At 52.6% G+C, this 23657-nt stretch carries 23 protein-coding genes; 13 read left to right on the top strand and 10 right to left on the bottom strand.

Going from position 1 to position 23657, the window contains the following annotated elements; genetic code table 11:
- The first annotated feature begins 684 nt into the window (after window positions 1–684).
- A complete protein-coding gene (locus tag C1N58_RS12245) occupies window positions 685–2103 on the top strand; it encodes a sugar porter family MFS transporter (protein ID WP_072193612.1) in 1419 nt (472 codons plus the stop codon).
- A gap of 1202 nt (window positions 2104–3305) precedes the next feature.
- Window positions 3306–3638, top strand: a complete 333-nt coding sequence (locus tag C1N58_RS12240) for a DUF6694 family lipoprotein (protein WP_367143234.1) — start codon at window positions 3306–3308, stop codon at window positions 3636–3638.
- 222 nt (window positions 3639–3860) lie between these two features.
- Here C1N58_RS12240 and C1N58_RS12235 read toward each other — a convergent pair whose 3' ends face one another.
- The 3 genes from C1N58_RS12235 to C1N58_RS12225 all read right to left on the bottom strand — a co-directional run bounded on the left by C1N58_RS12235 (window position 3861) and on the right by C1N58_RS12225 (window position 5629).
- Entirely contained in the window at window positions 3861–4532 is a 672-nt protein-coding gene (locus tag C1N58_RS12235; protein ID WP_394564215.1) for a class I SAM-dependent methyltransferase, read from the bottom strand.
- Window positions 4533–4678: 146 nt separating this feature from the next.
- On the bottom strand, window positions 4679–5125 hold the full coding sequence (locus C1N58_RS12230; RefSeq protein ID WP_394549819.1) for a DUF421 domain-containing protein: 447 nt from the start codon (window positions 5123–5125) through the stop codon (window positions 4679–4681).
- A gap of 9 nt (window positions 5126–5134) precedes the next feature.
- On the bottom strand, window positions 5135–5629 hold the full coding sequence (locus C1N58_RS12225; RefSeq protein WP_205951373.1) for a hypothetical protein: 495 nt from the start codon (window positions 5627–5629) through the stop codon (window positions 5135–5137).
- A gap of 291 nt (window positions 5630–5920) precedes the next feature.
- Here C1N58_RS12225 and C1N58_RS12220 point away from each other — a divergent pair, with 291 nt between their 5' ends.
- Window positions 5921–7216, top strand: coding sequence for a glycoside hydrolase family 28 protein (locus C1N58_RS12220; RefSeq protein ID WP_394550870.1), 1296 nt, complete (start codon window positions 5921–5923; stop codon window positions 7214–7216).
- Between the two features lie 17 nt (window positions 7217–7233).
- Here C1N58_RS12220 and C1N58_RS12215 read toward each other — a convergent pair whose 3' ends face one another.
- On the bottom strand, window positions 7234–7383 hold the full coding sequence (locus C1N58_RS12215) for a hypothetical protein (protein ID WP_394564214.1): 150 nt from the start codon (window positions 7381–7383) through the stop codon (window positions 7234–7236).
- Between the two features lie 75 nt (window positions 7384–7458).
- The gene (locus C1N58_RS12210; protein WP_394564213.1) at window positions 7459–7743 is read right to left on the bottom strand and encodes a hypothetical protein; all 285 of its coding nucleotides are present in this window, start codon (window positions 7741–7743) and stop codon (window positions 7459–7461) included.
- Window positions 7744–8238: 495 nt separating this feature from the next.
- Between C1N58_RS12210 and C1N58_RS12205 the strand changes: the two genes are divergently transcribed.
- Complete coding sequence (locus tag C1N58_RS12205) at window positions 8239–8964, top strand: YoaK family protein (RefSeq protein ID WP_283787561.1); 726 nt, start codon at window positions 8239–8241, stop codon at window positions 8962–8964.
- On the opposite strand, the gene C1N58_RS12200 is transcribed toward C1N58_RS12205, so the two are convergent.
- Window positions 8961–9863 carry a lipid kinase gene (locus tag C1N58_RS12200; RefSeq protein ID WP_394564212.1) on the bottom strand — a complete coding sequence of 301 codons (903 nt, stop codon included), beginning with the start codon at window positions 9861–9863 and terminating at the stop codon, window positions 8961–8963. The genes C1N58_RS12205 and C1N58_RS12200 overlap by 4 nt on opposite strands.
- Window positions 9864–10023: 160 nt before the next feature.
- On the opposite strand from C1N58_RS12200, the gene C1N58_RS12195 reads away from it, so the two are divergent.
- The 3 genes from C1N58_RS12195 to C1N58_RS12185 all read left to right on the top strand — a co-directional run bounded on the left by C1N58_RS12195 (window position 10024) and on the right by C1N58_RS12185 (window position 11195).
- Window positions 10024–10296, top strand: coding sequence for a cupin domain-containing protein (locus C1N58_RS12195; protein ID WP_033737438.1), 273 nt, complete (start codon window positions 10024–10026; stop codon window positions 10294–10296).
- A gap of 21 nt (window positions 10297–10317) precedes the next feature.
- The gene (locus C1N58_RS12190; RefSeq protein WP_039342914.1) at window positions 10318–10737 is read left to right on the top strand and encodes a DUF4186 domain-containing protein; all 420 of its coding nucleotides are present in this window, start codon (window positions 10318–10320) and stop codon (window positions 10735–10737) included.
- Window positions 10738–10877: 140 nt separating this feature from the next.
- On the top strand, window positions 10878–11195 hold the full coding sequence (locus C1N58_RS12185) for a hypothetical protein (protein ID WP_033737439.1): 318 nt from the start codon (window positions 10878–10880) through the stop codon (window positions 11193–11195).
- 48 nt (window positions 11196–11243) lie between these two features.
- Here C1N58_RS12185 and C1N58_RS12180 read toward each other — a convergent pair whose 3' ends face one another.
- Window positions 11244–12431 (bottom strand): AI-2E family transporter, encoded by a 1188-nt coding sequence (locus tag C1N58_RS12180; RefSeq protein WP_394549816.1) that lies wholly within the window; start codon window positions 12429–12431, stop codon window positions 11244–11246.
- A 376-nt stretch (window positions 12432–12807) separates the two neighbouring features.
- Between C1N58_RS12180 and C1N58_RS12175 the strand changes: the two genes are divergently transcribed.
- Window positions 12808–14070, top strand: coding sequence for an acid phosphatase (locus tag C1N58_RS12175; RefSeq protein ID WP_394549815.1), 1263 nt, complete (start codon window positions 12808–12810; stop codon window positions 14068–14070).
- A 33-nt stretch (window positions 14071–14103) separates the two neighbouring features.
- Here C1N58_RS12175 and C1N58_RS12170 read toward each other — a convergent pair whose 3' ends face one another.
- Complete coding sequence (locus C1N58_RS12170; protein ID WP_394564211.1) at window positions 14104–15297, bottom strand: zinc-dependent alcohol dehydrogenase; 1194 nt, start codon at window positions 15295–15297, stop codon at window positions 14104–14106.
- Window positions 15298–15691: 394 nt separating this feature from the next.
- Between C1N58_RS12170 and C1N58_RS12165 the strand changes: the two genes are divergently transcribed.
- The 4 genes from C1N58_RS12165 to C1N58_RS12150 all read left to right on the top strand — a co-directional run bounded on the left by C1N58_RS12165 (window position 15692) and on the right by C1N58_RS12150 (window position 19994).
- Window positions 15692–16975, top strand: a complete 1284-nt coding sequence (locus C1N58_RS12165; protein ID WP_283787551.1) for an HAAAP family serine/threonine permease — start codon at window positions 15692–15694, stop codon at window positions 16973–16975.
- A 159-nt stretch (window positions 16976–17134) separates the two neighbouring features.
- The gene (locus C1N58_RS12160; RefSeq protein WP_039342958.1) at window positions 17135–18229 is read left to right on the top strand and encodes an ABC transporter substrate-binding protein; all 1095 of its coding nucleotides are present in this window, start codon (window positions 17135–17137) and stop codon (window positions 18227–18229) included.
- Window positions 18230–18609: 380 nt separating this feature from the next.
- Entirely contained in the window at window positions 18610–19041 is a 432-nt protein-coding gene (locus C1N58_RS12155) for an RcnB family protein (protein ID WP_033737446.1), read from the top strand.
- Between the two features lie 107 nt (window positions 19042–19148).
- Window positions 19149–19994 (top strand): Cof-type HAD-IIB family hydrolase, encoded by an 846-nt coding sequence (locus C1N58_RS12150; protein ID WP_054634331.1) that lies wholly within the window; start codon window positions 19149–19151, stop codon window positions 19992–19994.
- 37 nt (window positions 19995–20031) lie between these two features.
- Here C1N58_RS12150 and C1N58_RS12145 read toward each other — a convergent pair whose 3' ends face one another.
- Window positions 20032–21180, bottom strand: a complete 1149-nt coding sequence (locus tag C1N58_RS12145) for an iron-containing alcohol dehydrogenase (protein WP_039342907.1) — start codon at window positions 21178–21180, stop codon at window positions 20032–20034.
- A 290-nt stretch (window positions 21181–21470) separates the two neighbouring features.
- Between C1N58_RS12145 and gntT the strand changes: the two genes are divergently transcribed.
- Window positions 21471–22787: a gluconate transporter gene (gene gntT / locus C1N58_RS12140; RefSeq protein WP_394564210.1), complete on the top strand. Its 1317-nt coding sequence runs from the start codon at window positions 21471–21473 to the stop codon at window positions 22785–22787.
- Between the two features lie 52 nt (window positions 22788–22839).
- Here gntT and C1N58_RS12135 read toward each other — a convergent pair whose 3' ends face one another.
- Window positions 22840–23085, bottom strand: coding sequence for a hypothetical protein (locus C1N58_RS12135; protein ID WP_006118397.1), 246 nt, complete (start codon window positions 23083–23085; stop codon window positions 22840–22842).
- Between the last annotated feature and the right edge of the window lie 572 nt (window positions 23086–23657).

The raw sequence follows: 23657 nt of genomic DNA, 5'->3' as shown, positions 1-23657 counted from the left end.
CCTGTGTTCACTTTTCTCCGCAACTGAAGCACGTATTCACGGCAGCCTGTTCTGGAAACGGTTTAAACGATCATTCAGTAGATCAGGTTATGCTCAGAGCTCAAACAGGACAGTCATTAAAACAGGTTGAACCAAAACGGCGCACACCATTTCCTTCGTCCTGTCATATCCTGATAAACGTTATGCATTTTGCTGAGCAGTATTGTATTGCCGTAGTGCGGCGAATAAACCCTCGACAACGAAATAAGCCTGGAACGAGATTCAAGCGGGCGAGTCGTGGCTGGCTTTCATTATAAAGGGGGATTCTGTTATGAAGGGTGTCTGGGCGATACATCATATCGTCAGGCCGGTTGCGGCCAGGACAGATTTTTAGCGATGTTGACAGCGCTTTAATTCATATACTGCGTCAGTGGTGAAGTATTGCAGAGTGTCTGCCGGACCTGAACAATCCGCCGCATTAAGCGGCCCATCAAAGGATTGTTTTACACATTATCGCCAGAAAAGACGTGTAGCAATATTACGTCATAAAACGAAAAACAGACGCTCACTCTGTCGATGAGATCTCCATCACACTTAGAGTGAGATCAGTAAAATCGTCCATATCCAGACCTTATTTGCCCTCATCGCCCGCTGTCTCTGCTTTATATGCTGCATGGACACTACATGTTGTGTGAGCGGAGCTTAATGATGTCTCATGTAAATACTTTCAATCTTCAAAGCGAACATAAGCAAAAAGTTCGCCGTATGAACCTGTTTATCTCTGTTTCCGCTGCGTTAGCAGGACTGCTGTTTGGACTGGATATTGGCGTGATTTCAGGGGCACTGCCGTTTCTCACCCATCACTTTAATCTGAGCAGCCATGAGCAGGAATGGGTGGTGAGCATCATGATGCTGGGTGCCGCAATAGGGGCAGTATGTAATGGCTGGGTATCACATCGTCTTGGCCGCAAATACAGTCTAATGGCGGGCGCAGTGCTGTTTGCTATTGGATCGCTGGGTTCAGCCGGTGCAACCAGCGTTGAAATGCTCTTGATCTTTCGCCTCCTGCTGGGCCTTGCTGTGGGCGTAGCCTCCTATACCGCACCGCTTTATCTGTCTGAAATGGCAACCGAAAACGTCCGTGGCAAAATGATCAGTCTGTATCAACTGATGATTACATTGGGCATTGTACTGGCTTTTGTATCGGATACGGCTTTTAGCTACAGCGGTAACTGGCGAGCCATGCTGGGCGTCCTGGCTATCCCCGCCGTCGTACTGTTTGTCATGGTTATTTTCTTGCCGAACAGCCCGCGCTGGCTGGCAGCAAAAGGCATGCATGTTGAAGCAGAAGATGTCTTGCGGATGCTGCGCGATACGTCTGAAAAAGCCCGTCAGGAACTGAACGAGATTCGGGAAAGTCTGCGCATGAAGCAGGGGGGTTTTTCGCTGTTTAAAAGTAACAGGAACGTCAGGCGTGCGGTCTTTCTGGGCATGTTATTACAGGGCATGCAGCAGTTTACCGGGATGAACATCATTATGTATTACGCGCCGCAGATTTTTAAAATGGCGGGTTTTAAAAGCACACAGGAGCAGATGATCGCCACGGTCATTGTTGGCCTGACCTTTATGTTTGCCACTTTTATTGCTGTTTTTACCGTAGATAAAGCGGGCAGAAAACCGATTCTGAAAATTGGTTTCTCAGTCATGGCGTTTGCTACGCTGGTGCTGGGCTATTGCCTGATGAAAGCGGGACAGGGAGAGATCAGCCATGGGTTATCCTGGGTTTCTGTGGGCATGACCATGTTGTGTATCGGTGGATATGCGATGAGCGCAGCGCCTGTCGTCTGGATCCTGTGCTCTGAGATTCAGCCGCTTAAATGCCGCGACTTTGGTATCACCTGTTCGACGACCACTAACTGGGTGGCAAACATGATTATCGGTGCCACCTTTCTCTCACTGCTGGGCAGTATTGGCGCGGCGGGCACGTTCTGGCTGTATACCGGGTTTAATCTGGTATTTATTGTGGTGACGGTTTATCTGGTGCCGGAAACCAAGAATGTCACGCTGGAACGGATTGAGAAGAATTTGATGGCGGGTGAGAAGCTACGGGATTTGGGGCGCTAGCGCTTTTTACCCTGATATCCATCGGTAACAGATAGCGAAAGCTCAGCGCAGATTACTGCTGCTGGGTTTTTCGCATTTTGAACACTGTACTTTTAATGAGCGATAAAGTCTCTGCTCTTCAAAAAAATGCTATGATTCGGCATTACGGCACGCATAAATGCGTCGTTTCACATCACCAGAAAATTTATGCGGGTAAAGTATTACTGTTAAAGTTCACGCAGGGGCGGCACAGGAATAATCATGTTTAGTGCTATTAAGCGTATCAGGTTGCAACCACGTATTATTCTGTGGTGCATAAGGTTTTATCAAATATCAAATGCAATACCACAATGAAATGGTTTTGCAGATCATCGGCTAAAAATCTTTTTCTTTATTTATTTGGCAAGTCGAATACCTGTTAATCAGTGCAGGATGCTACTGGCTTAACTTGCCTGTTAAAGTGTTAAGTAACGTTATAAAAGTAAGGGGACTTTTAAAGATTAGTCATCAGCGTCGTATCGTTCTGGAAATTCAGGACCAGGGTGAACCACTTTACTGTGCTCCTGGAAAATTTTTTTTGAAAAAATATTTTAATACTCAGGTAAATCGGCTGGCATGTGTGGTTAGATGATGTTACGTCAGTACTCATGCCAGAAATGAATAAAATAGCGTTGAGTGTGAGTGGCATAAAACGTGACCGTAATGAAACAAAGCAACCTAAGTAATTTTGTTTGCTTATTTTACACACATCTGAAATATCTCAGCAGTTCTTGTTGAAGGTGTTGAAAAAGAAGAGGGTGAAAGGAAGGGTATACTTACCCTGGCTCAATATGGTCAGGATTTCTTATGACCTGACAAAAAGATATCCATGCGCGCGCGGATAAATTTTATTTGTTTTAACGTGAGCAAAACATTGTGGTCACGCAGTAAAAATAGGGGAATAACATTCTTCCCCACACTAAGACACATTAAACATCTGAAAAATTGGCGATGGCCTGTTTTGAGCGGCTTTTAATACTCAGAAGGCTTTTGCTTTAATCAGGTTACATAATTTTTACCGTCCCATTTCCGTCATGCATGCCGGCTCCTGATGGCTGGCAACTGTCTAAGGACAGGTAATTTGTTTTTTTTATGTTCAACCCGGTGAGAAGCAGTGGAAAGTTCTTTTAAAAAAACGCATAAAAACTTACGATTGATAAGAATTTTTTTAGGATAAAACCCATATGAAAAAAGCAATTGCAGTCGTTTTGTTAGCATTCGCCCTCACGGGATGTGGAGAGCCTAAAATTGATGGTTCTTCCGAAGAGGCTTTTCAGACATCGCTTCAAAAAGTTCGGGAGTCACTTGCAGAGGATAAACGCGCCGCGTTTAACGATGCTATTCAGGTTGTCGCCTTCAGCCAGGTCAGCATGAAAGAGCTGATGCAGGCGGGCAGCGGTGATGAAGGTGGACGCGCGCTGATTGATAAAAAGATCAAAGGCGCACTGGCCGGTAAGACCGGCGAAGAAGTTATTGAGTACGCAGATAAGATTAAAAAAGAGCGCGCAGCCAACTAATCTCAGCATGTTTGTTTCTCAGCCCGGCTTATTTACGGTCTGATTAACCTGTTACTACACTATGAGGCATGCTTTGTATGCCTCTTTTTTTACGCCATCTTTACAGGAATCTTGATGCCGACGGTCAGGCGTTTTGTTGGCATTGAACTGCCAACCGCGTCGGGCAAAAAGCGGTAAGTATTCGGGTAAGGGCAATCCGCACCAATACGATGACGGGCTGCACTAACTGGAAGCCTTGTGGCACACAAGCGTTGCATGATCCCACCACGAATTCTGATTAACTGAAAAATAACGGATGTTAAAACCGGCTGCTGTGATTTCTGCGGTCAGGTCGTCCAGCGGTTTCAGCGTGCGCCAGGGAATGCCATCTTTCAGTAACAGGTGCTGTCCAGGGTCATAACGCAGAGATTCGCTTATTTGTTTAGGCGAACCACACATGCTGCTGATAATTAACGCGCCGTCACAGGCCAGTACACGGCGCACGGCTTTAAGGCAATGTGTACGTTGTGTTCCCACCAGACAATGAAAGCAGCTGCCGTCAACGATGACATCGAACTGAGCATCGTTATAGAGAGAAAGGTCGCATACGTTGCCTTGGTTAAAATGACCGACCAGACCTGCTTCCCTGAAGCGTTCCCGAGCCCAGCAAATCGCCACGTCTGAGATATCGACCCCGTAAACGACGAATGATTGTCGGGCAAAATAATGTGATGCCATGGCAGCATTGCCACATCCGAGTTCAAGAACAGTCCCTTTGTCAGGAAGCCATGCTGCTTCTTCAAGCTCATAAAGCACCTCGCTGAGCCGCTGACGGGCTCGCGAAAAGCCGCTTCCTGTCCAGGCTTCATAGCCCTCATTTTTGAGGCGCCGATAGATATCGTCATAGCTTTCCAAGACCGCCCATCTCCTCCTGCCGTCACTGAATCCTCTTCTGACGCATTTTATACAGGCTATGCGTGATCCGTATCTGACTTTTCGGTCGTTGTGTCGTTTCTCACATGATGAAATGCCGCCATGGCCAGGTGCGGATTAAACGGGTTTCATTTCTCAGCAGGAATAATCGAAATCTGCCCGTTACTTTCCAGAATGGCATAGCGAATTTCATCGAGTTCGCACAGCCCATGATTTTGTCGCGCGACCAGCAAAATATCATCCTCGCTGACGTTCACTTTTTTCATCTTATCGGGAAAAGGCTGGCCGTTTTCAACCAGGACGGCCGGGCTGCCATCAATCAGTTGTTCAAACCCTTTATGTTTCCGCTTGATGTAACCAAACAGCATATCCATCACTATCAGTGTGATAATGGTGATCATTGCGCCGGTGACGGAGAAATCGCTTCCCAGCAGCGCCTGTTGGGTTGCCTCACTGATGATGAGAAGCAGGATCAGATCAAAACTGGTCATCTGAAGCAGGGCTCTTCGCCCGGCAATTTTGAACACAAGGAGGAGGATCAGGTATATCGCAGCGGCTCTGAGGACCATTTCCATAAAGGTTACCTACGGATAAATAAACTGGCTGAAATGGATTTCGGGTTCATTGTTTACCTGCAGGGTATTACTAAAAGCGCCCGGCTTCCTGGGGGTAAGGGCCAGCCAGACTGAGAAGGTCGGCTGTTTGTCGGCGTGGTTATAGACCAGGTAGACATAACCCTTTTCGCTGTACATCCGGTCAGGCTGAGGTTTAATGCTGCCAATCTGAAATTCGTCCAGAAACGTTTTTCCAAAGCTGAGAATATAGTCCGGTGCGTTGAGCTCTTTGATGGAGACTTTGATTTCGTTTTCGCTGGTCAGGCGGCCAAACCGATCGTAATTGAGACGTAAGGTGTGCGTTTTATTCTGCAGGTGCTGCTCGCTAAACAGGCCGTTGGAAAATAATCCCAGCACTGCCGCCACAACAACACTTGTCAGTAAAATAAACCCTGCACGACTAAACTGATATTCAAAATTAAGGTTTTTTATATTTTCCTTAATACGGGGTTTTCTGAGCATCATGCATCAATACCTCAGCGTTTAATGGCCGCCCGGCCTCGCGAAGGCTGCCAAAAATCAGTCGGTTATATGACAAGAAGCGTAGCACTGGCCCTGGTGCTGTCAAACCCATCCCTTGGGCGAATAAAGGTCAAAATCCGCTTTATCCAGGCTGTGGACGGCGGCATTTCAAAGGGGAAAACGAAGCCATCCCGCTTTTATTTCGCTGACCCCTGCGCATCAATTTAACATTTTGACCACTTCCGGCGACGGGCTCATTTTTCTGCTTTACCTGCCAGGAAGGACTTGCGTATTGTGAAGGCCTGTCCCTCTGTCGCCCCTTTCACTATGACTGACCTGATTGTGACGATGTATCGCTCTCCCTTTGTTCTGTTAGCCATGATTGTTGGCCTGGCGATCAGTTTTACCGCTCAGGCACAAATGGGCGATCGACGAACGGTAACACCACCGGTTTATCCGCCGGTCTGCCAGCGTATCCCGGCCATGGATCAATACACTGTCAGTCAGACTATTCAACAGGCGCTGGATAGCTGCCCGTCCGGCAAAATGGTGCTGTTAGTACCCTCAACCCGTGCGAAGGTATTTTATAGCGGGCCACTGTCTTTGCCTTCGGGTGTCAGTCTGGGCATTGATAAGGGAGCGGTGTTGCGCGCACTTCCGGATCCACGATTGTATGATAACGGGCGCGGAAGCTGTGGGACGCTGGATTCGCAGGGCAACGGTTGCAGGGCGTTTATTACTCTCAGTCATGTCCGTGGTAGCGGGATATACGGGCAGGGCATGATCGACGGGCAGGGCGGAGCCTCTGTCACCGGTAAGACGCAAACCTGGTGGCAACTGGCGACCAGCGCCAAGAGTGATGACGCAAAGCAAAATGCGCCGCGGCTGATCCAGGTTGATCACGCCCGGGATATCACGCTGTATCAGATCACCCTGAAGAATGCGCCAAACTTTCACGTGGCTGTCAGTGACAGTGAGGGCATTACGCTATGGGGCATCACCATCGACACGCCCGCGACGGCACGAAACACCGACGGTGTGGATCCCATGGGGTCCAGCGATGTTACGTTAATCAACAGTCGGATCAGTACCGGTGATGACAATGTGGCGATTAAAGCCGGAAACGCACCGGCCTCGCATATTTCCATCGTGAATAACCAGTTTGGCTCTGGTCATGGTATGTCGATTGGCAGTGAAATAAACCGAGGCGTCAGCGATGTGCTGGTGGACGGGCTGACGTTAACCGGCACGACCAATGGCCTGCGCATCAAAAGCGACCGCTCGCGCGGTGGGCAGGTGCGGGCGGTTCGCTACCAAAACATTTGTATGCAGGATGTGGACAATCCCGTGGTCATTGATACGCATTATGATCCGCACGCCAGCGGCACGATGATCCCCGATTACCGGGATATCACCTTCGACAACGTCAGGACAGGCAACGGAAAAATTACGCTGGACGGGTACAGCGAGACGTTTCCGCTTGAGATGACGATAAAAAATGTCTCTATCGCTGAGCAGGCCACGGTAGTACAACGCTTTGCCATTATTCATGGTCAATTTACGCGGGCGCCTCAGACTGCGTGCCGTTAAACAGGTCGAGGGTTGCGCTATTCCCTGAGCGCTTTTTTCTCTGCCGCAGTGCCAGCATCGCTGCTATCCGGCTCACCGTACAACTGGTTTGCCGTATCATTCGGCCAGGACTCAATGGCACCGCAGGAATAGGTGTAACTGCCTAACGCCAGTGTATAGCGCAGCACATTCTTATCGTCTTTTGCTGCGCCCTAGATCACCTCCAGCACATCGTTATGCGTTTCGATAAAGTGCTTCGACAACTAATCGAATTTCACGGGCACGAAGCGGGAATAGCTATTGTCTGCAGTAAACGGGCTGCTGGACATGAACAGATCGGTTTCGCCACTTTCCCGGTTTTTCAGGCCCATAAGCATGATGTTATCGGTCGTTTTCAGCAGTTGCAGTGTGATGTCCTGTCCACAGCGCTGGTGTGCGCTGGCCTGAAAATTTCCCAGCAGCGGTGCGCGTAACGGCTGAGCGAGCACATTGCCAGCCAGCCATCCTGTCGCTGTTAACGTCAGTACTGCTTTAGAAATCGGGTTCATACTCTTAATAAATGAGTCGGTGGAGGGAGCGCAAAGCATGAAGCGTTGCGCCACGTGGTACCTTGATCTGCCACAGAGTAGGGTGCAACAGGCTGAAAAGTGAGGCGCTTACTGTTTTAGCGAGGGGTTTTATCGCGGCGTTCGGATCTGACGAGATAAAATATACCCTCCTGACGATGTGCCCTGATGCTGTTGCTATGAACAGGGTGAAGCGGGTCAGCAGAGGCCAACACAACAGACGCGAACACAGCCTGATAAGGTGCGGCATTGTTGTCGAAACAGTCTCTCTATGGCGGTAAGTAGCAGAACAGAGGGAGACCGGCCACGCCAGCCGAAAAGGCCATCCGGCTTCGCGCCGAATGACACAGTAATAGCTTCTACCCTCTCGTTAAAAACAGTCAGGCAGACGGAGGTCTACGTCGCTGAATTAGCGCTTGTTTCCTTAACGAACTCAGCGAATGATAGAGCCAATCGCATCGTACCTGAGTGAACATTATGTTGATCAGCACGGAAACCGAACGGACGCATATTGCGGACAGCCGTCTTGCCTGCACGCTTGCCGCTGTCGCCGGCGCGTTAAACACGGCTGCCTTTGAGATAGTCGGTTTCTTCTCGGCCAATATGACAGGCAACGTATCCTCACTGTCGGATTATCTGGCCAAAGCCAATGTGCATCAGGGCATCTTTTTCCTGCTGATTGTCTGCATGTTTATTTTTGGCGCGATGGTATCGACGCTGATTATTAATGCCGGACGCCGACGGCAGATTCGCACAATCTACGCTGTGAATATTCTGCTGGAAGGTGCGGCGCTGGTGGCGCTGGGCATAACCGAAGCCCATTACACGCTGGCGTCGTCCGGCGCGCTGTTGATTCTGAGCCTGAGTTTTTTGATGGGCCTGCAAAATGCGGTGGTGACCCGCATCTCCAATGCGCGCGTCAGAACGACACATGTCTCCGGGACCTCCACCGACATTGGAATCGAGCTGGCGATGCTGTTTGATGTGCTTCGACGTAAGGCGTCGCCAAAAGACGCGCCGCTGTATGTTGAGCGTCTGCGGCTGCATACCTACACGATCCTCTCTTTCCTGGCGGGCGGGATCGCCGGCATCGGGCTCTGGCATTTACTCAATTACTACTTCCTGGTGCTGATTGGGCTGGGGCTGGTCATCCTGGCGCTGAGCGCTATGCGCAAGCGCCCCGCACTACCTGTAAGCTTTTAAGGATTTTCCCTGCCGGAGGGGGCGGGAGCCAGCACCCTCAACGCATCATTAAGCAGGCGGAAATGGGCTGGCGTTTGCCCGATGATCTCACCATCTGCATTAATAAAGTGTGGCCGACGCGTTTGCAGTGTCAGGGCGGTCGTGCTGAACGTGCGGACATTGCGCCAGCGGCCATGAGTGCCGCGTCGCAGCGAAGGAAACAGCAACAGCAGTTGCCAGCTGCGTTTGATTTCGAGGCTGTAGACGTCCAGCAAGCCATCGTCAGGCGCGGCGCTTTGCTGTACGGTCATTCCGCCACCATAAAAGCGCCCATTGCCAACCGACACCTGCACGGTTTTAATGGCGGTTGCCTTGCCGCCATGAATCAGCGTGGCGCGGAAAGGTCGACTTTGCCGCAGAATGCGCAACGCGGCAAAGGCATAACCCAGCACGCCCCAGCGCTTTTTCGCCTGTGCCGTAAGATTACGAGCCAGCTCAGCCGAGAAACCAATACTGGAGACGTTGAGAAACAGGTGGCCATTGACCTCACCGAGATCCACAGAGCGCATATGGCCCTGGCAAATGACACTCACCGCCTGTTCCATCTGGGTGGGAATCCCCAGTGTTCGCGCAAAATCATTGGCGGTGCCCAGCGGAAGAATCCCCAGCGGCAGCCCGGTGCGCATCAGTCCCGGCGCTGCCGCATTGAGCGTGCCGTCGCCGCCGCCCACAATCACCCAATCGATTTGGCCGGCGTAAGCAGAAATAAGATCGGGGTAACTACGTTGATCGCCCGGGGCGGGCAGGATTAGATTAATGCCCGCCTGCTGCAGCAGTTCTGTGGCGCGGGCGGCATCAATGCGGCCCTTGCGTGAACGTTGATTGATCAATAACAGCGCAGTCTTTACCCTGTGCGGCATGCTTAATCCGTTTAAGAGATGACGTGTTAACGAGACGATTAGCAGAAAGTACACATGCGGGATTCTCTGTTACAACCTTGCTTGCGCTACTTTACGCAACGGCAAAAAAGCACGCGAGTGACTACACTGCCAGTAAACCCAATGACAGACGAGGATGCCGATGACAGAACATCAATTCAGAACGCTGCTGGCTGAGAAAGGCTTTGCAGAACCGGTCATTGTCGAACGTGAAGCCCACAGTGAACTGGACCAGCACGATCATCCTTTTGAGGCGATGGCGCTGATTCTTGAAGGGGATATCACCCTATTTACCGAAGACGGTGTCCGTACCTACCAGGTAGGCGACATTTTTCATTTGCAGGCCGGGCAACCGCACCGCGAGACGTTTGGCGCGCAGGGCGTACGTTATCTGGCAGGAAGAAAGTTGTCGTGATCGTTGAGACAGAGAAGAACAATGTTTGAGGACCTGTTTGCGCGCCTGTCGCGCTCGCCTTTTCGCCAGCGTTTTCGTCTGGGTCGTAAAGAATACGATTACTGTCTTGCGAAAGGGCAGGCTGGGGTGCAACAGCACGCCGCCGGGTTTATCCACCAGCGTCTGTCCGCCGCCCATCCGGTGAATGACGGCAAGCAAACGCCGATGCGCGGTCATCCGGTCTTTATTGCTCAGCATGCGACGGCGACCTGCTGTCGCGGATGCCTGGCAAAGTGGCACGGTATTGCGCAACATCAGACGCTGACTGATAACCAGCAGGCTTATGTGGTAGCCGTGATCATGGACTGGATTCACCAGGCTATGCAGCAACCCCCTCCTCCACGTCGCGTGCGCAAACCTGCGGCACCGGACCCGTCGCCTCAGCAACTCGATTTGTTATAGGCAACGATTATACCTCTGGTGTCCTTTTAACCAGTCAGGTTCGCTATATTTCATTTCAGGTCTATTCTTAAATCGTTCTTTGGTCTCCTGTGCCAGAATAATTACGCAAGACGACAAATTTCACACAAGAGGGAATTACGATGAAGAAAGCAATTATTGCACTGTCTGCTGTTTTACTGGCCTCGCCAGTTTTCGCTGCTACCACAACGGATGAAACTGTCGCTGAAGCGCATAAAGGCGCAGATACCGCTAAAGAAAAACTGCATCAGACGCAGCACAAAGGCCAGGAGCTGAAGCTGAAGTCTGAGCATGCAGCGGAAGGTAAGAGCAACGCCACCTCAAGCAAAATCTCTGAAGGTGCGCAGAAAGGCTGGCACAAAACTAAAGAAGGCACCGAGAAAGGCTGGGATAAAACCAAGCAGGGTGCCGAAGACCTGAAAAACAAAGCGACCAACTAAGCCGCTTTTGTGTAGAAAAAACCCACCGCTGGTGGGTTTTTTTATTCACTATTTCTGTTCGGGGTCGGCCGGAACGGTCTTAGCCTGTAAGGCTTCGGCCTTTGCTGCTTCTGCGGCATCCTGCTGCGCCGTATCAGACTGTTTTTTCCCCTCTTCGATAAACTCTTCATCGATTTCTTCGATGTTTTCGCGGTTATCGCGTCCGGACAGTAAATTCCAGCAGGCAATGAACAGGGCAGCAATCACCGGGCCGATGACGAAACCGTTGATGCCATAGATTTCCATTCCGCCCAGGGTGGCGATCAGGATCAGGTAATCAGGCATTTTGGTGTCTTTGCCGACCAGCAGTGGGCGCAGGATGTTATCCACCAGCCCGACGATGACCACAAAGAAGCCCACAAGAAACAGCCCTTTCCACAACGCCCCGGTTGCGAAGAAGAAAATCGCAGCGGGCACCCAGATAATAGCGGAGCCGACGGCAGGAATAAGCGACAGGAAACCCATCAAGGCCCCCCAGAGCAGGCTGCCATCAATATCGGTAATCCAGAAGGCGAGCCCACCTAAAATCCCCTGTACCACACCGACCACGACCGTGCCTTTTACCGTCGCGCGCGACACGGCGGCAAACTTCTTAAACAGATGGTGTTTTACATAGGTAGACAGCGGCAGCGCTTCCAGAATCAGATGGACCAGGTACGATCCATCTTTCAACAGGAAGAACAGCAGATAGAGCATGATGCCGAAGCCGACGGTGAAGCTGAATGTCCCCTTACCGATGATAAAGGCGCTACCGGCCAGGTACTGGCCGCCTTTGAGGGCAAAGGCCGACAGCTTTTGCTGAATCTGCGTAGCATTGTCCAGGTTGTTTTCTGCAAGGTAATGTTTGGCCCAGCCTGGCAGATGTTGCAGCAGATCGGCGAAAACGACCGGGAACTGGGCCGAGTTGGTTTGCAGCTTGTGGTAAACCGTATTCACTTCGACCACCAGCGATGACGCAATAATCGCTAAAGGCGTAAAGACGATCAGACAGATGCATAACAGCGTCAGCAGGGCGGCAAGCCCGTTACGATCGCCCAGCTTGCCTCGCAAATACGTTTTCAGCGGATGGAAGATCACGGCCAGCACGGCAGCCCAGAGAATCGGCGAGAAGTAGGGCGCTAATACCTCGAAAAAAGCCACCGTCGCGATGGCCAGTATCAGCAGGAAAAACCCGATAGTAAGTCCTTTAAAGCGCATAGGATAACCTCATGTAAACATCCCTTGATAAGCACGTATGCCGATGCGGGCATTGGCCACCCGAAAGTGTATGAATGTGGCATCGGGAATCAACGATCAATTCTGTTTTTATTTTCTCCTCACGCTGCATTCGCCAGCGCATTCTTCAGTCGCAGACAACCGACGAGAGACAGGCCATGTCGCGACCCCGGCCGCGGCCGCGAACGATGCCTACCTTAGCGTAGCGGGTTCGGGCGGTTTTGCTGGCGCAGCGCGACAGATTTCTCAGATAAGCCTGCCACTGACGACTGACGCGCGGCCCAGGCTTGCGAAATAAAACTGTCATACAGCAATGCTAGCGTGACAACCGGCAAGGTCAGAGAAAAAAGGAATAATAATGAAAATGCACATTACCCTGATTGCGGCGGCGCTGTTCATGACGCAACAGGCGCAGGCAATCCCGTTGTCTGAAGCCAGTGCGCTGGCGAACAAAACGTCTCAGGGCTCATCCAGTCCGGTATTCAATGCGCTTGAACTGCAGGCGCTGGCGGCAGAGCGCACGGCCATCCAGAACGGTGCACCTACGCTCAGCCGTGACCAGCTAAAACAGGCGAAACAAAGTGACAAACTCGCCGACTATCGCTGGCTGAAAGCCAGTGGCTACAATTTCCAGACCCAACCCCTGCAACAGGCGGGCATTGCGCTGTTATCGGGATTCAGTACGCTGCCGGATAACGTGATGAACGCTAACCGGGCCACAGTGACATCAATTAATCTTAATGCCACGCAGGGCGAACGCCGTCAGGCGCTGGCGGACGCCGAAGGGATTAGCTATCTGTATTTCCTTGCCGATGCCCTGGGACCGCGCTTAGGTAAAGCTTTTCTTGCGGCCTATGAAAAAGGCGAGCTGAGTAAAGCTGCCGCGCTGATAAAAGCCAGTGAAGTCAGCACCAGCGCGGCAAAAAAACACTTCGACTATCCACGTCCTTTCCTGCACAAAGGCAATACGATTCATCTGGTGCCGGATGACACGGTGATCAAAGATAACCAGCCTTATACGGCCGATGGGGGGTCTTTTCCCAGCGGACATACCAATACCGGCTACACCGATGCGTTATTGCTGGCTGAGATGATCCCGGAACGTTTTGATGCGTTGCTGCAACGGGGCGCGCGTTACGGGTATTCGCGTCTGGTTCTGGGCGTACATTATCCGCTGGACGTGATGGGATCGCGCATGGTGGCCCAATATAACGTCGCACATTATCTGAATGATGCTGCTTACCGGACATTATTCGCAGAGGCTCGCCAGCAACTACGCAGTGCGCTGGAAAAAGAGTGTGGTACCACATTAGCGGTGTGCGCAAAACCCGCAGGACAGGATGATCCCTATGGCACTGGCAGCATGAAGCCGTTTTACCGTTTCACCATGAGCTATAACCTGCCGAAGGTGGCAGGCAATAAGGCCAGGTTAACGGTTCCCGACGGCGCAGAGGTGTTGCTGGAAACTGCCTTGCCTCAACTGTCGGCGAAGCAGCGCCGTGCGCTGATGGTGAAAAGCGCGTTACCCGCCGGTTACCCACTGGGTGGGCCGGGCGCGGATCAGGCATTCTGGCAGCGGCTGGATTTAGATGCGGCCTACGCCCAGGCGAGGCACCGTTAACCTGTAACGGGCGGAAAACCCCGCCCGTGTTTGCTACAGCGTCGCCTGGGTTGGCGTCATGCCCGGCACCAGAATCACTTTTCGGCACGCTTCTTCCCGTTTTTCAAAGATGGCATAGCCCCGTGCCGCATCCTCCAGCGGCATATGGTGCGTCACAATCTCTTCCGGGGTTAAATGCCCTTTTTCGATGAGGCTGAGCAGGTCGGGCAGATAAGCATGAACATGCGTCTGGCCCATTTTGAAGGTCAGGCCCTTGTCAAACGCATCGCCGAACAGGAAGCCGTGAATAAAGCCGGCGTACACACCGGGCACGCTGACAATTCCGCCCCGGCGAACGGCCGCAATACACTGACGTAACGCTTTCCCGCTGCTGCCTTCCAGTTTCAGGTTAGTTAATACCGTTTCTGTCAGGCTGCCCTTGGCTTCAAAACCAACGGCGTCAATGACCGCATCCACGCCGCGATGGCCCGCACTGTGTTCAATGATCCAGGCGGCGGGATCGTCAGTTTTATCGAAATTAATCGGGATCACACCATAACGTTCCCGGGTAAAGTCCAGCCGGTAGTCATTATAATCGATCATATAGATCTGTTCTGCGCCCTCCAGGCGGGCGCAGGCGGCGCTGAGTAAGCCGACGGGGCCAGCACCAAAGATCGCGACGCTTGAACCCGGCTTGATTTCAGCATTTTTGACCGCCTGCCAGGCGGTCGGCAGGATATCAGACAGAAACAGCACTTTCTCGTCCGGGAGCGTTGCAGGCACTTTAAACGGACCGGTATTCGCTTTGGGAACTCGGACATATTCCGCCTGACCGCCGGGGATACCGCCGTACAGTTTGCTGTAGCCAAACAGGGCCGCAGGTGGCGTAATTTTTTTGCGGTTTAAGATCGCGCCTCTTCCGCTGTTGGTGTTTTCGCACGCGGCGTACTGATGCAGATGACAAAAAAAGCAGTCGCCGCAGGCAATCACAAACGGAATCACCACCCGATCACCTTTTGCCACGGCGGTCACTGCGCGACCTGCTTCCACCACTTCGCCCATGAACTCGTGGCCAAAAATGTCGCCATGATCCGTACCCGGAATTTTTCCCCGGTACAGGTGCAGATCTGAGCCACAAATAGCCGTGGCGGTAACGCGAAGAATAATATCATCGGCCGCTTCCAGACCGGGATCGGCAACATTATCAACGCTGACTTTATGCGGACCATGCCAGGTTAAGGCTTTCATGTAGTTGACTCCTGTAAACCGGTGAAGGACAGCAACGGCGCGGTCGGCGATACCCGCCCGACAACAGTCGTCGCCAAAATTTGTAAGGGTGCTTGAAGTGTAGTGAGGGAAAAACGGGTAAGCAGAGCGGTGGGGTGAAACCATGAAACAACCACGGCCTGTAAAGCCTTTCCTGTAGGGGATGATGCGCATAACCCGCCCGGAATCTGCACGATATGACGCATTACTTGAACTCAGGTCGTCAGATAGTGTAAAAAAACGCACGCGCAATCGATTACGCAGCGGCAGCCTGAGGCATTCCTGTCGCCCGCGTTTACCTGTTCCCTCTGAGAACGGCCACACTTTTATCCGCAACTGGCCGCCTTTGCGGCTGATGCATACTCTGGAAAAGCTAATGAAAACCTCGCACACCCGCCCCCTGGAATCTGCCCGCATTACAGAAGAAACGGGCTGGCGTAAAACGGATACCGTCTGGATGCTGGGGCTGTACGGCACCGCAATCGGCGCAGGCGTCCTGTTTCTGCCCATCAATGCGGGGATGGGCGGTCTGTTGCCGCTGATAATTATGGCGCTGCTGGCTTTTCCGCTGACATTTTTTGCCCATCGCGCCTTAACGCGTTTCGTGCTGTCAGGCAGTCATCCGGCGGGCGACATCACGGATGTGGTGGAGGAGCATTTTGGGGCTGGCGCAGGCAGGTTGATCACGCTGCTCTATTTCTTTGCTATCTACCCCATTTTGCTGATGTACAGCGTGGCGATGACGAATACGGTCGAAAGCCTGATGGTCAATCAACTTGGGTTGACTGCGCCCCCGCGCGCCTTACTGGCGCTGCTGTTAATTGTCGGCATGATGACGGTGGTGCGCTTCGGCCAGACCATGATTGTCAAGGCGATGAGCGTGCTGGTTTATCCCTTCGTCGCGGTGCTGATGTTGATGGCCGTCTGCCTGATTCCTCACTGGCACAGCGCCGCACTGCAAACGTTGCACAGCGGCGGCGGCAACCTGTGGAGCACGTTGTGGCTGGCCCTGCCGGTGATGGTCTTTTCTTTTAATCACTCGCCGATTATCTCATCATTTGCGGTGGCCAAACGTCAGGAATACGGCGCCCAGGCTGAGCAAAAATGCTCACGGATTCTGGCCTGCGCGCACCTGTTAATGGTGCTGACCGTTATGTTCTTTGTGTTCAGCTGTGTGCTGAGCTTGTCCCCTGATGACCTGCGGTCAGCGAAAGCTCAGAACATTACGATATTGTCCTATCTGGCGAACCATTTTAATGCGCCGCTGATCGCCTGGACGGGGCCGGTAATCGCCATGGTTGCAATCGCTAAATCCTTTCTCGGGCACTACTTAGGGGCACGCGAAGGGTTTAACGGCATCGTTAACAAAGCCCTGCGCAGCCGGGGCAAGACGATTGCGCCTCAGCGGCTGAATCGCCTGACGGCAGGCTTTATGCTGCTGACGACCTGGTTGGTGGCGACGCTCGATCCTAATATTCTGAGCATGATTGAAACCCTGGGCGGCCCGGTGATTGCGGTCATTCTGTTTTTAATGCCGATGTACGCTATTCATCGTGTTCCTGCCATGCGCCAATACAGCGGCAAGCTCAGTAATGTCTTTGTGGTGGCCAGTGGGCTGATTGCCATTTCCGCTATTTTCTATTCGCTTTTGCAGGCGTGACTGGCGGGCGGCTGGCAACGCCGCCCTGTGTTTCTGCCGGACAGCGATCCTCCGTTCACGGCTTCAGACGTATTCGCTAAAAAAAGTTTTAAATTTTTTACGAATTTGCATGTTAAAGTTAACGAGAATAATTCTTATTCCTTAACAGGGTTACTAAACATGAAATTCGGTATTTTTGCAGCAACATTGTTGGCCTCAACCGTCTGTTCGGCAACGACGTATCCTGTCACCGTCACCGACATGGATGGCCAGCGTATCACGCTGCAGAAAGAGCCCCGGCACATCATTTTGCAGGACGGGCGCGACATTATGGCGCTGGCGTTGCTGGATCGTGATAATCCGTTCAAACGCGTCGTGGCCTGGAACAATCTGCCCAAAAAGCAGGACACGCAAACGTGGGCGCTGCTGGAGAAAACCTGGCCGCAGGCTGCCAGTATTGTGGATATGGGATTCAACGATCAGGGACAGGTAAACCTTGAAAGCGTGCTGGCGCAGAAGCCGGATCTGATGATTGCGCAACTGCGTGCCAAACCGGCGCTGATGCAATCTGGCGTACTGACCACGTTGAAAAGCCTGAATATCCCGGTCGTGTTTGTCGATGACGAACTGCATCCTAAGCAAAACACGGTGCCAGGGATAACGTTGCTGGGCAGCGTGCTGAACCGTGAAGCGGAGGCGAAAGCCTATACAGATTTTTATCAACAGCGCTGGCATGCGCTGCAAACGAAAATCGATCAGGTCAAAAACAAGCCTACCGTCTTTATTGAACCTATCGCCGGTAACAGCGACAGCTGCTGTTTTACCCACGCTCACAGCGGCTGGGGCGGGCTGGTTGAGGCGGTCGGCGGTAAAAATATTGGCTCGTCACTGCTGCCCGGTAATGCCGGTTTTGTGTCGCTGGAGAAGATCATCGCCATGAAGCCGGACGTTTACATTATGACCGGCTCGAAACGGTCCAACAGCAACGTGTTGCCGCTGGGCTACGGGGCGAATAAACAGGATGTCGCCACCACTTTTACCACATTACTAAAACGCACAGGGCTGGCGCAGATTGAGCCGGTGAAACAGGGAAAGACCTACGGGATTTATCACCACTTTTATAACCATCCCTACAACATTATTGGTATGGAAATTCTGGCAAAAGATCTTTATCCAAAGCAGTTTAGTGACCTGGATCCTACCGCGGATTACCACAACATTATCCGCCAGTTTACTAAATTACCGGATGCGCCCGTCATGCTGAGTTATCCCTGATACCTTTCCCTGAGGCGCGAACCTGTTGACCGCCGCGTGCAGGCTGAATTATGTGTTGAGTCAGCCTGCATAACGCGCTGCGGTTGAGGCTGATCCGCTTATCGGAAAGGATTCCGTTACGTTGCCGATGACCGCGCGCCTCTGGCTGACGCGCTTTCGTGCCGTTTAACATCATGGTCGGGCTGACCCTGCTCGCCTGATTACGCGTGAGTCTCTGCTGTCACCCTGTTGTTCTTCCACCTGCGGCGTCGTTCAGCGCGTCCTGAGACACGGCGCTTTCATCTGCTGACTTTTAAGAGTTTTGGCGATACTTATTGTGACGCCTCATGCCGATAGTAGTCATAACGGCGCGTCGTCGCCGTTACACTGGAGGCAGTACCATGAAAAAAATAAAATCAGTTTTAGTGAGTGTCCTTTTAGCATACAGCACCCTGTACAGCCTGCCGGGACTGGCGGATGGCCCCGGTGGTCCTGGTGGCCCATGGCATCATCCGGGACGCGGTCCTGATGGTTTCGGCCCGCCGGGCCTGCGACGCGAAGGACCGCCGGGACCGGGTGGACCGCCACCGCCTGATGCGCGTCGTGACTACGACCACGATCGGTTTGCGTGGGAAGGGCATGAATTCCGGCGCGGTCGACCCGTTCCACGGGAATATTGCGGCGACAGATACCGGATCGATGACTGGCGTGAGCGCGGGTTGAGAGAGCCACCGGAAGGGCAGCACTGGGCGGATATCGATGGTAACTATGTGCTGATTGCAGCGGCCACCGGCATTATCACCTCACTCATCCTCAACAACGCGTTTCATTGATCACCATACAGGGATGGCAGATGCCATCCCTTTTTTATGCCACATGCGCTGCATTATCAGGCTATTCTGACAGTGAATCCTGAACGTTTCCCTGCTAAGGAGTTCTGATGACCACGGTAAAAATGGTTGCCGTTGATATGGACGGCACCTTTCTGGATGACAAAAAGCAGTACAACCGCGCCCGTTTTCTTGCCTGTTACCACCAGCTCAGCCAGCGAAACATCAGGTTTGTGGTCGCCAGTGGCAATCAATACCACCAACTGCGGTCGTTTTTTCCTGAGATTGCCAGCGAGATCGCCTTCGTCGCTGAAAATGGCGCATTGATTATCGACAGGGATGAAGAGCGGTTCTGTGGCGCGTTCTCACGCAGCGACATTGATGCCGTGCTCGATACGTTGAAAAACGGACACTATCCCGACCTGCGTTATCTGCTTTGTGGACGAAACAGCGCCTATTATTTTGAGGGAATGGATGAAACGTGGCTGGTGAAGATGCGTCACTACTGTCACCGGCTTAAGCCAATACGTACGCTTGATGAGGTGGCTGACGATCGGATACTGAAATTTGCGCTGAATCTGTCAGACGATTACGTTGAGCCTTTAATGGCGGATATTGGTCGCCTGCACGCAGGATCGGCAGCAGCCACATCCAGCGGTCACGGCTCGGTAGATTTAATCGTGCCCGGTCAGCATAAAGCCAATGGCCTGAACCTGCTGGCACAGCGCTGGGACATTTCCCACGATCAGGTGCTGGCCTTTGGTGATGGCGGTAACGATCTGGAAATGCTGCAGCAGTCCGGGTACAGCTTCGCCATGCGCAATGCGCCGCAACGGGTAAAGCAAACGGCGCGTTTTTTGGCTCCCGGAAACAATGAGGAAGGTGTCCTGCAGGTGATTGAACAGATGCTGGCAGGGGAAGCGCCGTTCAATACAGCGGCAGCGCAGCAGAGGTAGTGGCCTGATGCGGGCGGGCAAAACGCCCGCCCGTGGGCTACGCGGTGACGGTCCAGGCACGAACAAGCATGTCGTGCATCTCATCTTTACTGTAGCTGATCAGACTGTTTTTACTGTTCGCGCGGGCCAGAATCCAGGCCACGTCCGCTTCGCTCAGCGTCGGGCCATCCAGCCAGAATGCGGTAATCGCGGTACGTTGCAGCCAGGCTTTCAGGTCACGTGCCGGAGAGTCCGTGTGCGTGCCAAACAGCTGCTGATGCATGTCGGCCATCAACTGACGTTGTTCAGGATGCTGGCTCACGGCCAGATGGTCCAGAAACGTGAATAACAGCCTGCCGCAGACTTCGCCATGATGGAAAGGCTTTATCGCCCCCAACTCGCCCGCAATACCGTGAATCACGCCCAGACCGGCAGTGCTCAGGCTGACACCGCCCAGCCAGGAAGCCATCATCATCGCCTCACGCGCCCGATCGCCTGTTTCATCCAACTGGTTCAAGGCCGGCCAGGCCTGGATAAACTGACGCAGCCCACTCAAGGCCATCTGACGGGTAAAGTGGTTGCCCTTGCCAGACAGGTAGGCTTCAAACAGATGTGTGAAGGCATCGATCCCGCAGGTCGCCAGCACAGTATCGGGGGCGCCTTTGAGTAAGTCGGGATCCAGGATGGCGACCTGCGGCACAAATACCGGATGACGCAGCGACGCTTTGATCTGGATATCCTGCTGGTCGGTCACCACCGCGTTTTGGGTAACTTCGCTGCCGGTGCCCGCCGTGGTCGGAACGGCGATGAGGGGAAGGGTAACCGGGTTGACCGCCGTATCGCCGACTTTTTCCAGATAACGGGCCGTGGAGAGTGGATGCTGAATCATGGCGCTAAAGGCTTTAGCCGCATCCAGTACGCTTCCGCCGCCTATCGCGACGACCCGATCAACATGCCCTCGCCAGCGGGTGACCCAGCCATCAATATCCGCCGGGGAAGCCTCATGGCTGACAATTTCATAACCCACAATATGATCGTTCAGGGTGGTTTTGATACGTGCATAAGCTTCCCCCTGCAAAAATGACCGGCCGCAAAAGAGCAGAGTGGCCTGGGGTTGGGCAGCCAGCAGAGGAATCAGCTTGCTGAGGCTTCCCCGGCCAAAAAGGGTATGTTGATTGCTGTACAGCTCACTCAGATTGTCACTCACCCGCGCATCCTTTTGTCTCTTCGCTAAGCTTTGAGTGTAACGAAAACCCAACGTCAGGCCTCAAGAAACTTTCTGATAGCGGTCGGTTAAAAAGTTGATCACCTTCGCAAAACGTAAATTCATCCCTGGCGGGGTGATGCGCGAGTCGGGATGTTACCCTTAACATGTTATCGGTAACAGGGTGTGTCAAAACATAAATGTCACGACATTTCCCTGATTTTAAGCGTCCTCCGGGACCACGATAACCAAGCGGCACTGACATCATTCAGGGCATCAGGTGGAGAAAAATTATGCCATTACTCTATGTGGCGATTGGCGTGGCATTACTGTTACTGCTGATGATTCGCTTTAAACTTAATGGTTTTATCGCGTTGATTCTGGTTGCGCTGGCGGTGGGCGTGATGCAGGGCATGCCGGTCAACAAAGTGATTATTTCAATTAAAAATGGCGTGGGCGGCACGCTGGGCGGTCTGGCGCTGATTATGGGTTTTGGCGCGATGCTCGGTAAACTGCTGGCCGACTGCGGCGGTGCGCAGCGTATTGCCACCACGTTGATTGCGAAGTTTGGCACGCGGCATATTCAGTGGGCGCTCGTGCTGACCGGCTTCATCGTGGGGTTTGCGCTGTTTTATGAGGTCGGTTTTGTCTTAATGCTGCCGCTGGTGTTTAGCGTCGCCGCATCAGCACGTGTCCCGCTGCTGTTTGTGGGCGTGCCGATGGCCGCGGCACTGTCCGTAACCCACGGTTTTCTGCCTCCCCATCCGGGCCCGACCGCCATTGCGACGCTGTTCAACGCAGATATGGGGAAAACGCTGCTGTTTGGCACCTTACTGGGCATTCCAACGGTGATTCTTGCGGGGCCGGTTTATGCCCGTTTCCTGAAAGGCATTGATAAACCGATTCCGGAAGGCCTGTACAACCCCAAAACTTTCACGGAAGCGGAAATGCCGGGCTTTGGGGTCAGCGTCTGGACATCGCTTGTGCCTGTAATACTGATGGCGCTGCGCGCGGTGGCCGAAATGGTTCTGCCTAAAGGGCATGCCTTGCTCCCTTATGCTGAGTTCTTTGGCGATCCCATCATGGCGACACTGATTGCTGTGCTGATTGCTATCTTCACTTTCGGTCTGAATCGTGGTCGCAGTATGGAACAGGTCATGGATACCCTGAGCGACTCCATCAAGATTATCGCCATGATGCTGCTCATCATTGGCGGCGGCGGTGCCTTTAAACAGGTCCTGGTGGACAGCGGCGTGGATAAATACATCGCCGGTATGATGCATGCAACTAATCTGTCGCCTCTCTTCATGGCATGGTCAATCGCTGCTGTGTTACGTATTGCACTCGGATCCGCTACCGTTGCGGCCATTACGGCAGGCGGCATTGTAGCACCACTGATTGTGACCAGCGGTGCCAGCCCTGAACTGATGGTCATTGCGGTGGGCTCGGGCAGTGTGATTTTTTCACACGTTAACGATCCGGGGTTCTGGTTATTTAAAGAGTATTTTAACCTGACGATAGGCGAGACGCTTCGCTCCTGGTCTGCGCTGGAAACCATTATTTCGGTGTGTGGGCTGGTGGGCTGTTTGTTGCTCTCTTACGTGGTATAGAAATCAGAGCGTAGAAAACAAAAGGGCCGCACAGAACGGGCGGCCCAAAAGGTTAATCTGCATCTTCAAAACCCGCTTTCACCATCTCTTCTCGCAGTGCGCGGGCAATCTCACGGTTACCGCCTGTAACCGGATAAATCACATTGTTGACCACATCATCAAGGTAATGCTCCGCAAACTCTTGTCGGGTCAGTTGCGTGCCGCCTTCATCATTGATGGCGAAAAAACCTTTGATTTTGTCGCCGCTGTACTTTGCCTTAAGGCTGTAGCGGCCCATACTGGTATTAATACTGCTCATAAGGTCTCTCCCTGCTCTGCATTTAAACTGTCAACATTCTCGGGCTTTCCTGTCGGCATAAATTTTAGCCAGGAATAATCTGCAAAACGAAACGGCAGGCCGCACTAAAGCCACGCGATGCGATACTTCTCACAGAAAGAAACCGCTAAAACCGATTATTGCCTTCCGGTATGCGATCACGGCTGGCAAAAAGCAAACGGCAAAATCTCGCCTATACTGTCAGGGGATTGTTTTATTAGGTAAGGGATATGAAATGAAAATAATTTTGTGGATCATCGCCATCATTTTTATCGTCGGACTGCTGACGCTGACAGGCGTGTTTAAGCTCATCTTCTGATCGTGTTTTTTCGGGCATCCAGACGGGTGCCCGATGCCTAAAATTTTCCTGTGTGTTGTTTCTCTCCCCTTCGTATTTCAGCCTGCATCTCTGCGTCATCCCGACCGGCTGTGCCATCCCCAGGTACGTTGTGGCCGCAATCGCTGTTCTTCTCATCAAAGCCCTCGTAGCCCGCACAAGCAGGATCAGCGCCCGGTTTCATAGAGGAGTGTAACAGGGGCAGACCATATTTTAG

The sequence above is a fragment of the Pantoea sp. SGAir0180 genome (assembly GCF_043546245.1).
This window is presented reverse-complemented; position numbering and strand designations above follow the sequence as displayed.

Bases quoted from the DNA above. Each gene is read 5' to 3' on its own strand.
- C1N58_RS12155 (WP_033737446.1), top strand. From the start codon at position 18,610: ATGAAAAAAATAAAATCAGTTTTAGTGAGTGTCCTTTTAGCATACAGC.
- C1N58_RS12135 (WP_006118397.1), bottom strand. From the start codon at position 23,085: ATGAGCAGTATTAATACCAGTATGGGCCGCTACAGCCTTAAGGCAAAG.
- C1N58_RS12230 (WP_394549819.1), bottom strand. From the start codon at position 5,125: ATGGAAATGGTCCTCAGAGCCGCTGCGATATACCTGATCCTCCTCCTT.
- C1N58_RS12225 (WP_205951373.1), bottom strand. From the start codon at position 5,629: ATGATGCTCAGAAAACCCCGTATTAAGGAAAATATAAAAAACCTTAAT.
- C1N58_RS12165 (WP_283787551.1), top strand. From the start codon at position 15,692: ATGAAAACCTCGCACACCCGCCCCCTGGAATCTGCCCGCATTACAGAA.
- C1N58_RS12190 (WP_039342914.1), top strand. From the start codon at position 10,318: ATGTTTGAGGACCTGTTTGCGCGCCTGTCGCGCTCGCCTTTTCGCCAG.
- C1N58_RS12150 (WP_054634331.1), top strand. From the start codon at position 19,149: ATGACCACGGTAAAAATGGTTGCCGTTGATATGGACGGCACCTTTCTG.
- C1N58_RS12170 (WP_394564211.1), bottom strand. From the start codon at position 15,297: ATGAAAGCCTTAACCTGGCATGGTCCGCATAAAGTCAGCGTTGATAAT.
- gntT (WP_394564210.1), top strand. From the start codon at position 21,471: ATGCCATTACTCTATGTGGCGATTGGCGTGGCATTACTGTTACTGCTG.
- C1N58_RS12240 (WP_367143234.1), top strand. From the start codon at position 3,306: ATGAAAAAAGCAATTGCAGTCGTTTTGTTAGCATTCGCCCTCACGGGA.
- C1N58_RS12200 (WP_394564212.1), bottom strand. From the start codon at position 9,863: ATGCCGCACAGGGTAAAGACTGCGCTGTTATTGATCAATCAACGTTCA.
- C1N58_RS12160 (WP_039342958.1), top strand. From the start codon at position 17,135: ATGAAATTCGGTATTTTTGCAGCAACATTGTTGGCCTCAACCGTCTGT.
- C1N58_RS12185 (WP_033737439.1), top strand. From the start codon at position 10,878: ATGAAGAAAGCAATTATTGCACTGTCTGCTGTTTTACTGGCCTCGCCA.
- C1N58_RS12210 (WP_394564213.1), bottom strand. From the start codon at position 7,743: ATGAACCCGATTTCTAAAGCAGTACTGACGTTAACAGCGACAGGATGG.
- C1N58_RS12180 (WP_394549816.1), bottom strand. From the start codon at position 12,431: ATGCGCTTTAAAGGACTTACTATCGGGTTTTTCCTGCTGATACTGGCC.
- C1N58_RS12245 (WP_072193612.1), top strand. From the start codon at position 685: ATGATGTCTCATGTAAATACTTTCAATCTTCAAAGCGAACATAAGCAA.
- C1N58_RS12175 (WP_394549815.1), top strand. From the start codon at position 12,808: ATGAAAATGCACATTACCCTGATTGCGGCGGCGCTGTTCATGACGCAA.
- C1N58_RS12195 (WP_033737438.1), top strand. From the start codon at position 10,024: ATGACAGAACATCAATTCAGAACGCTGCTGGCTGAGAAAGGCTTTGCA.
- C1N58_RS12205 (WP_283787561.1), top strand. From the start codon at position 8,239: ATGTTGATCAGCACGGAAACCGAACGGACGCATATTGCGGACAGCCGT.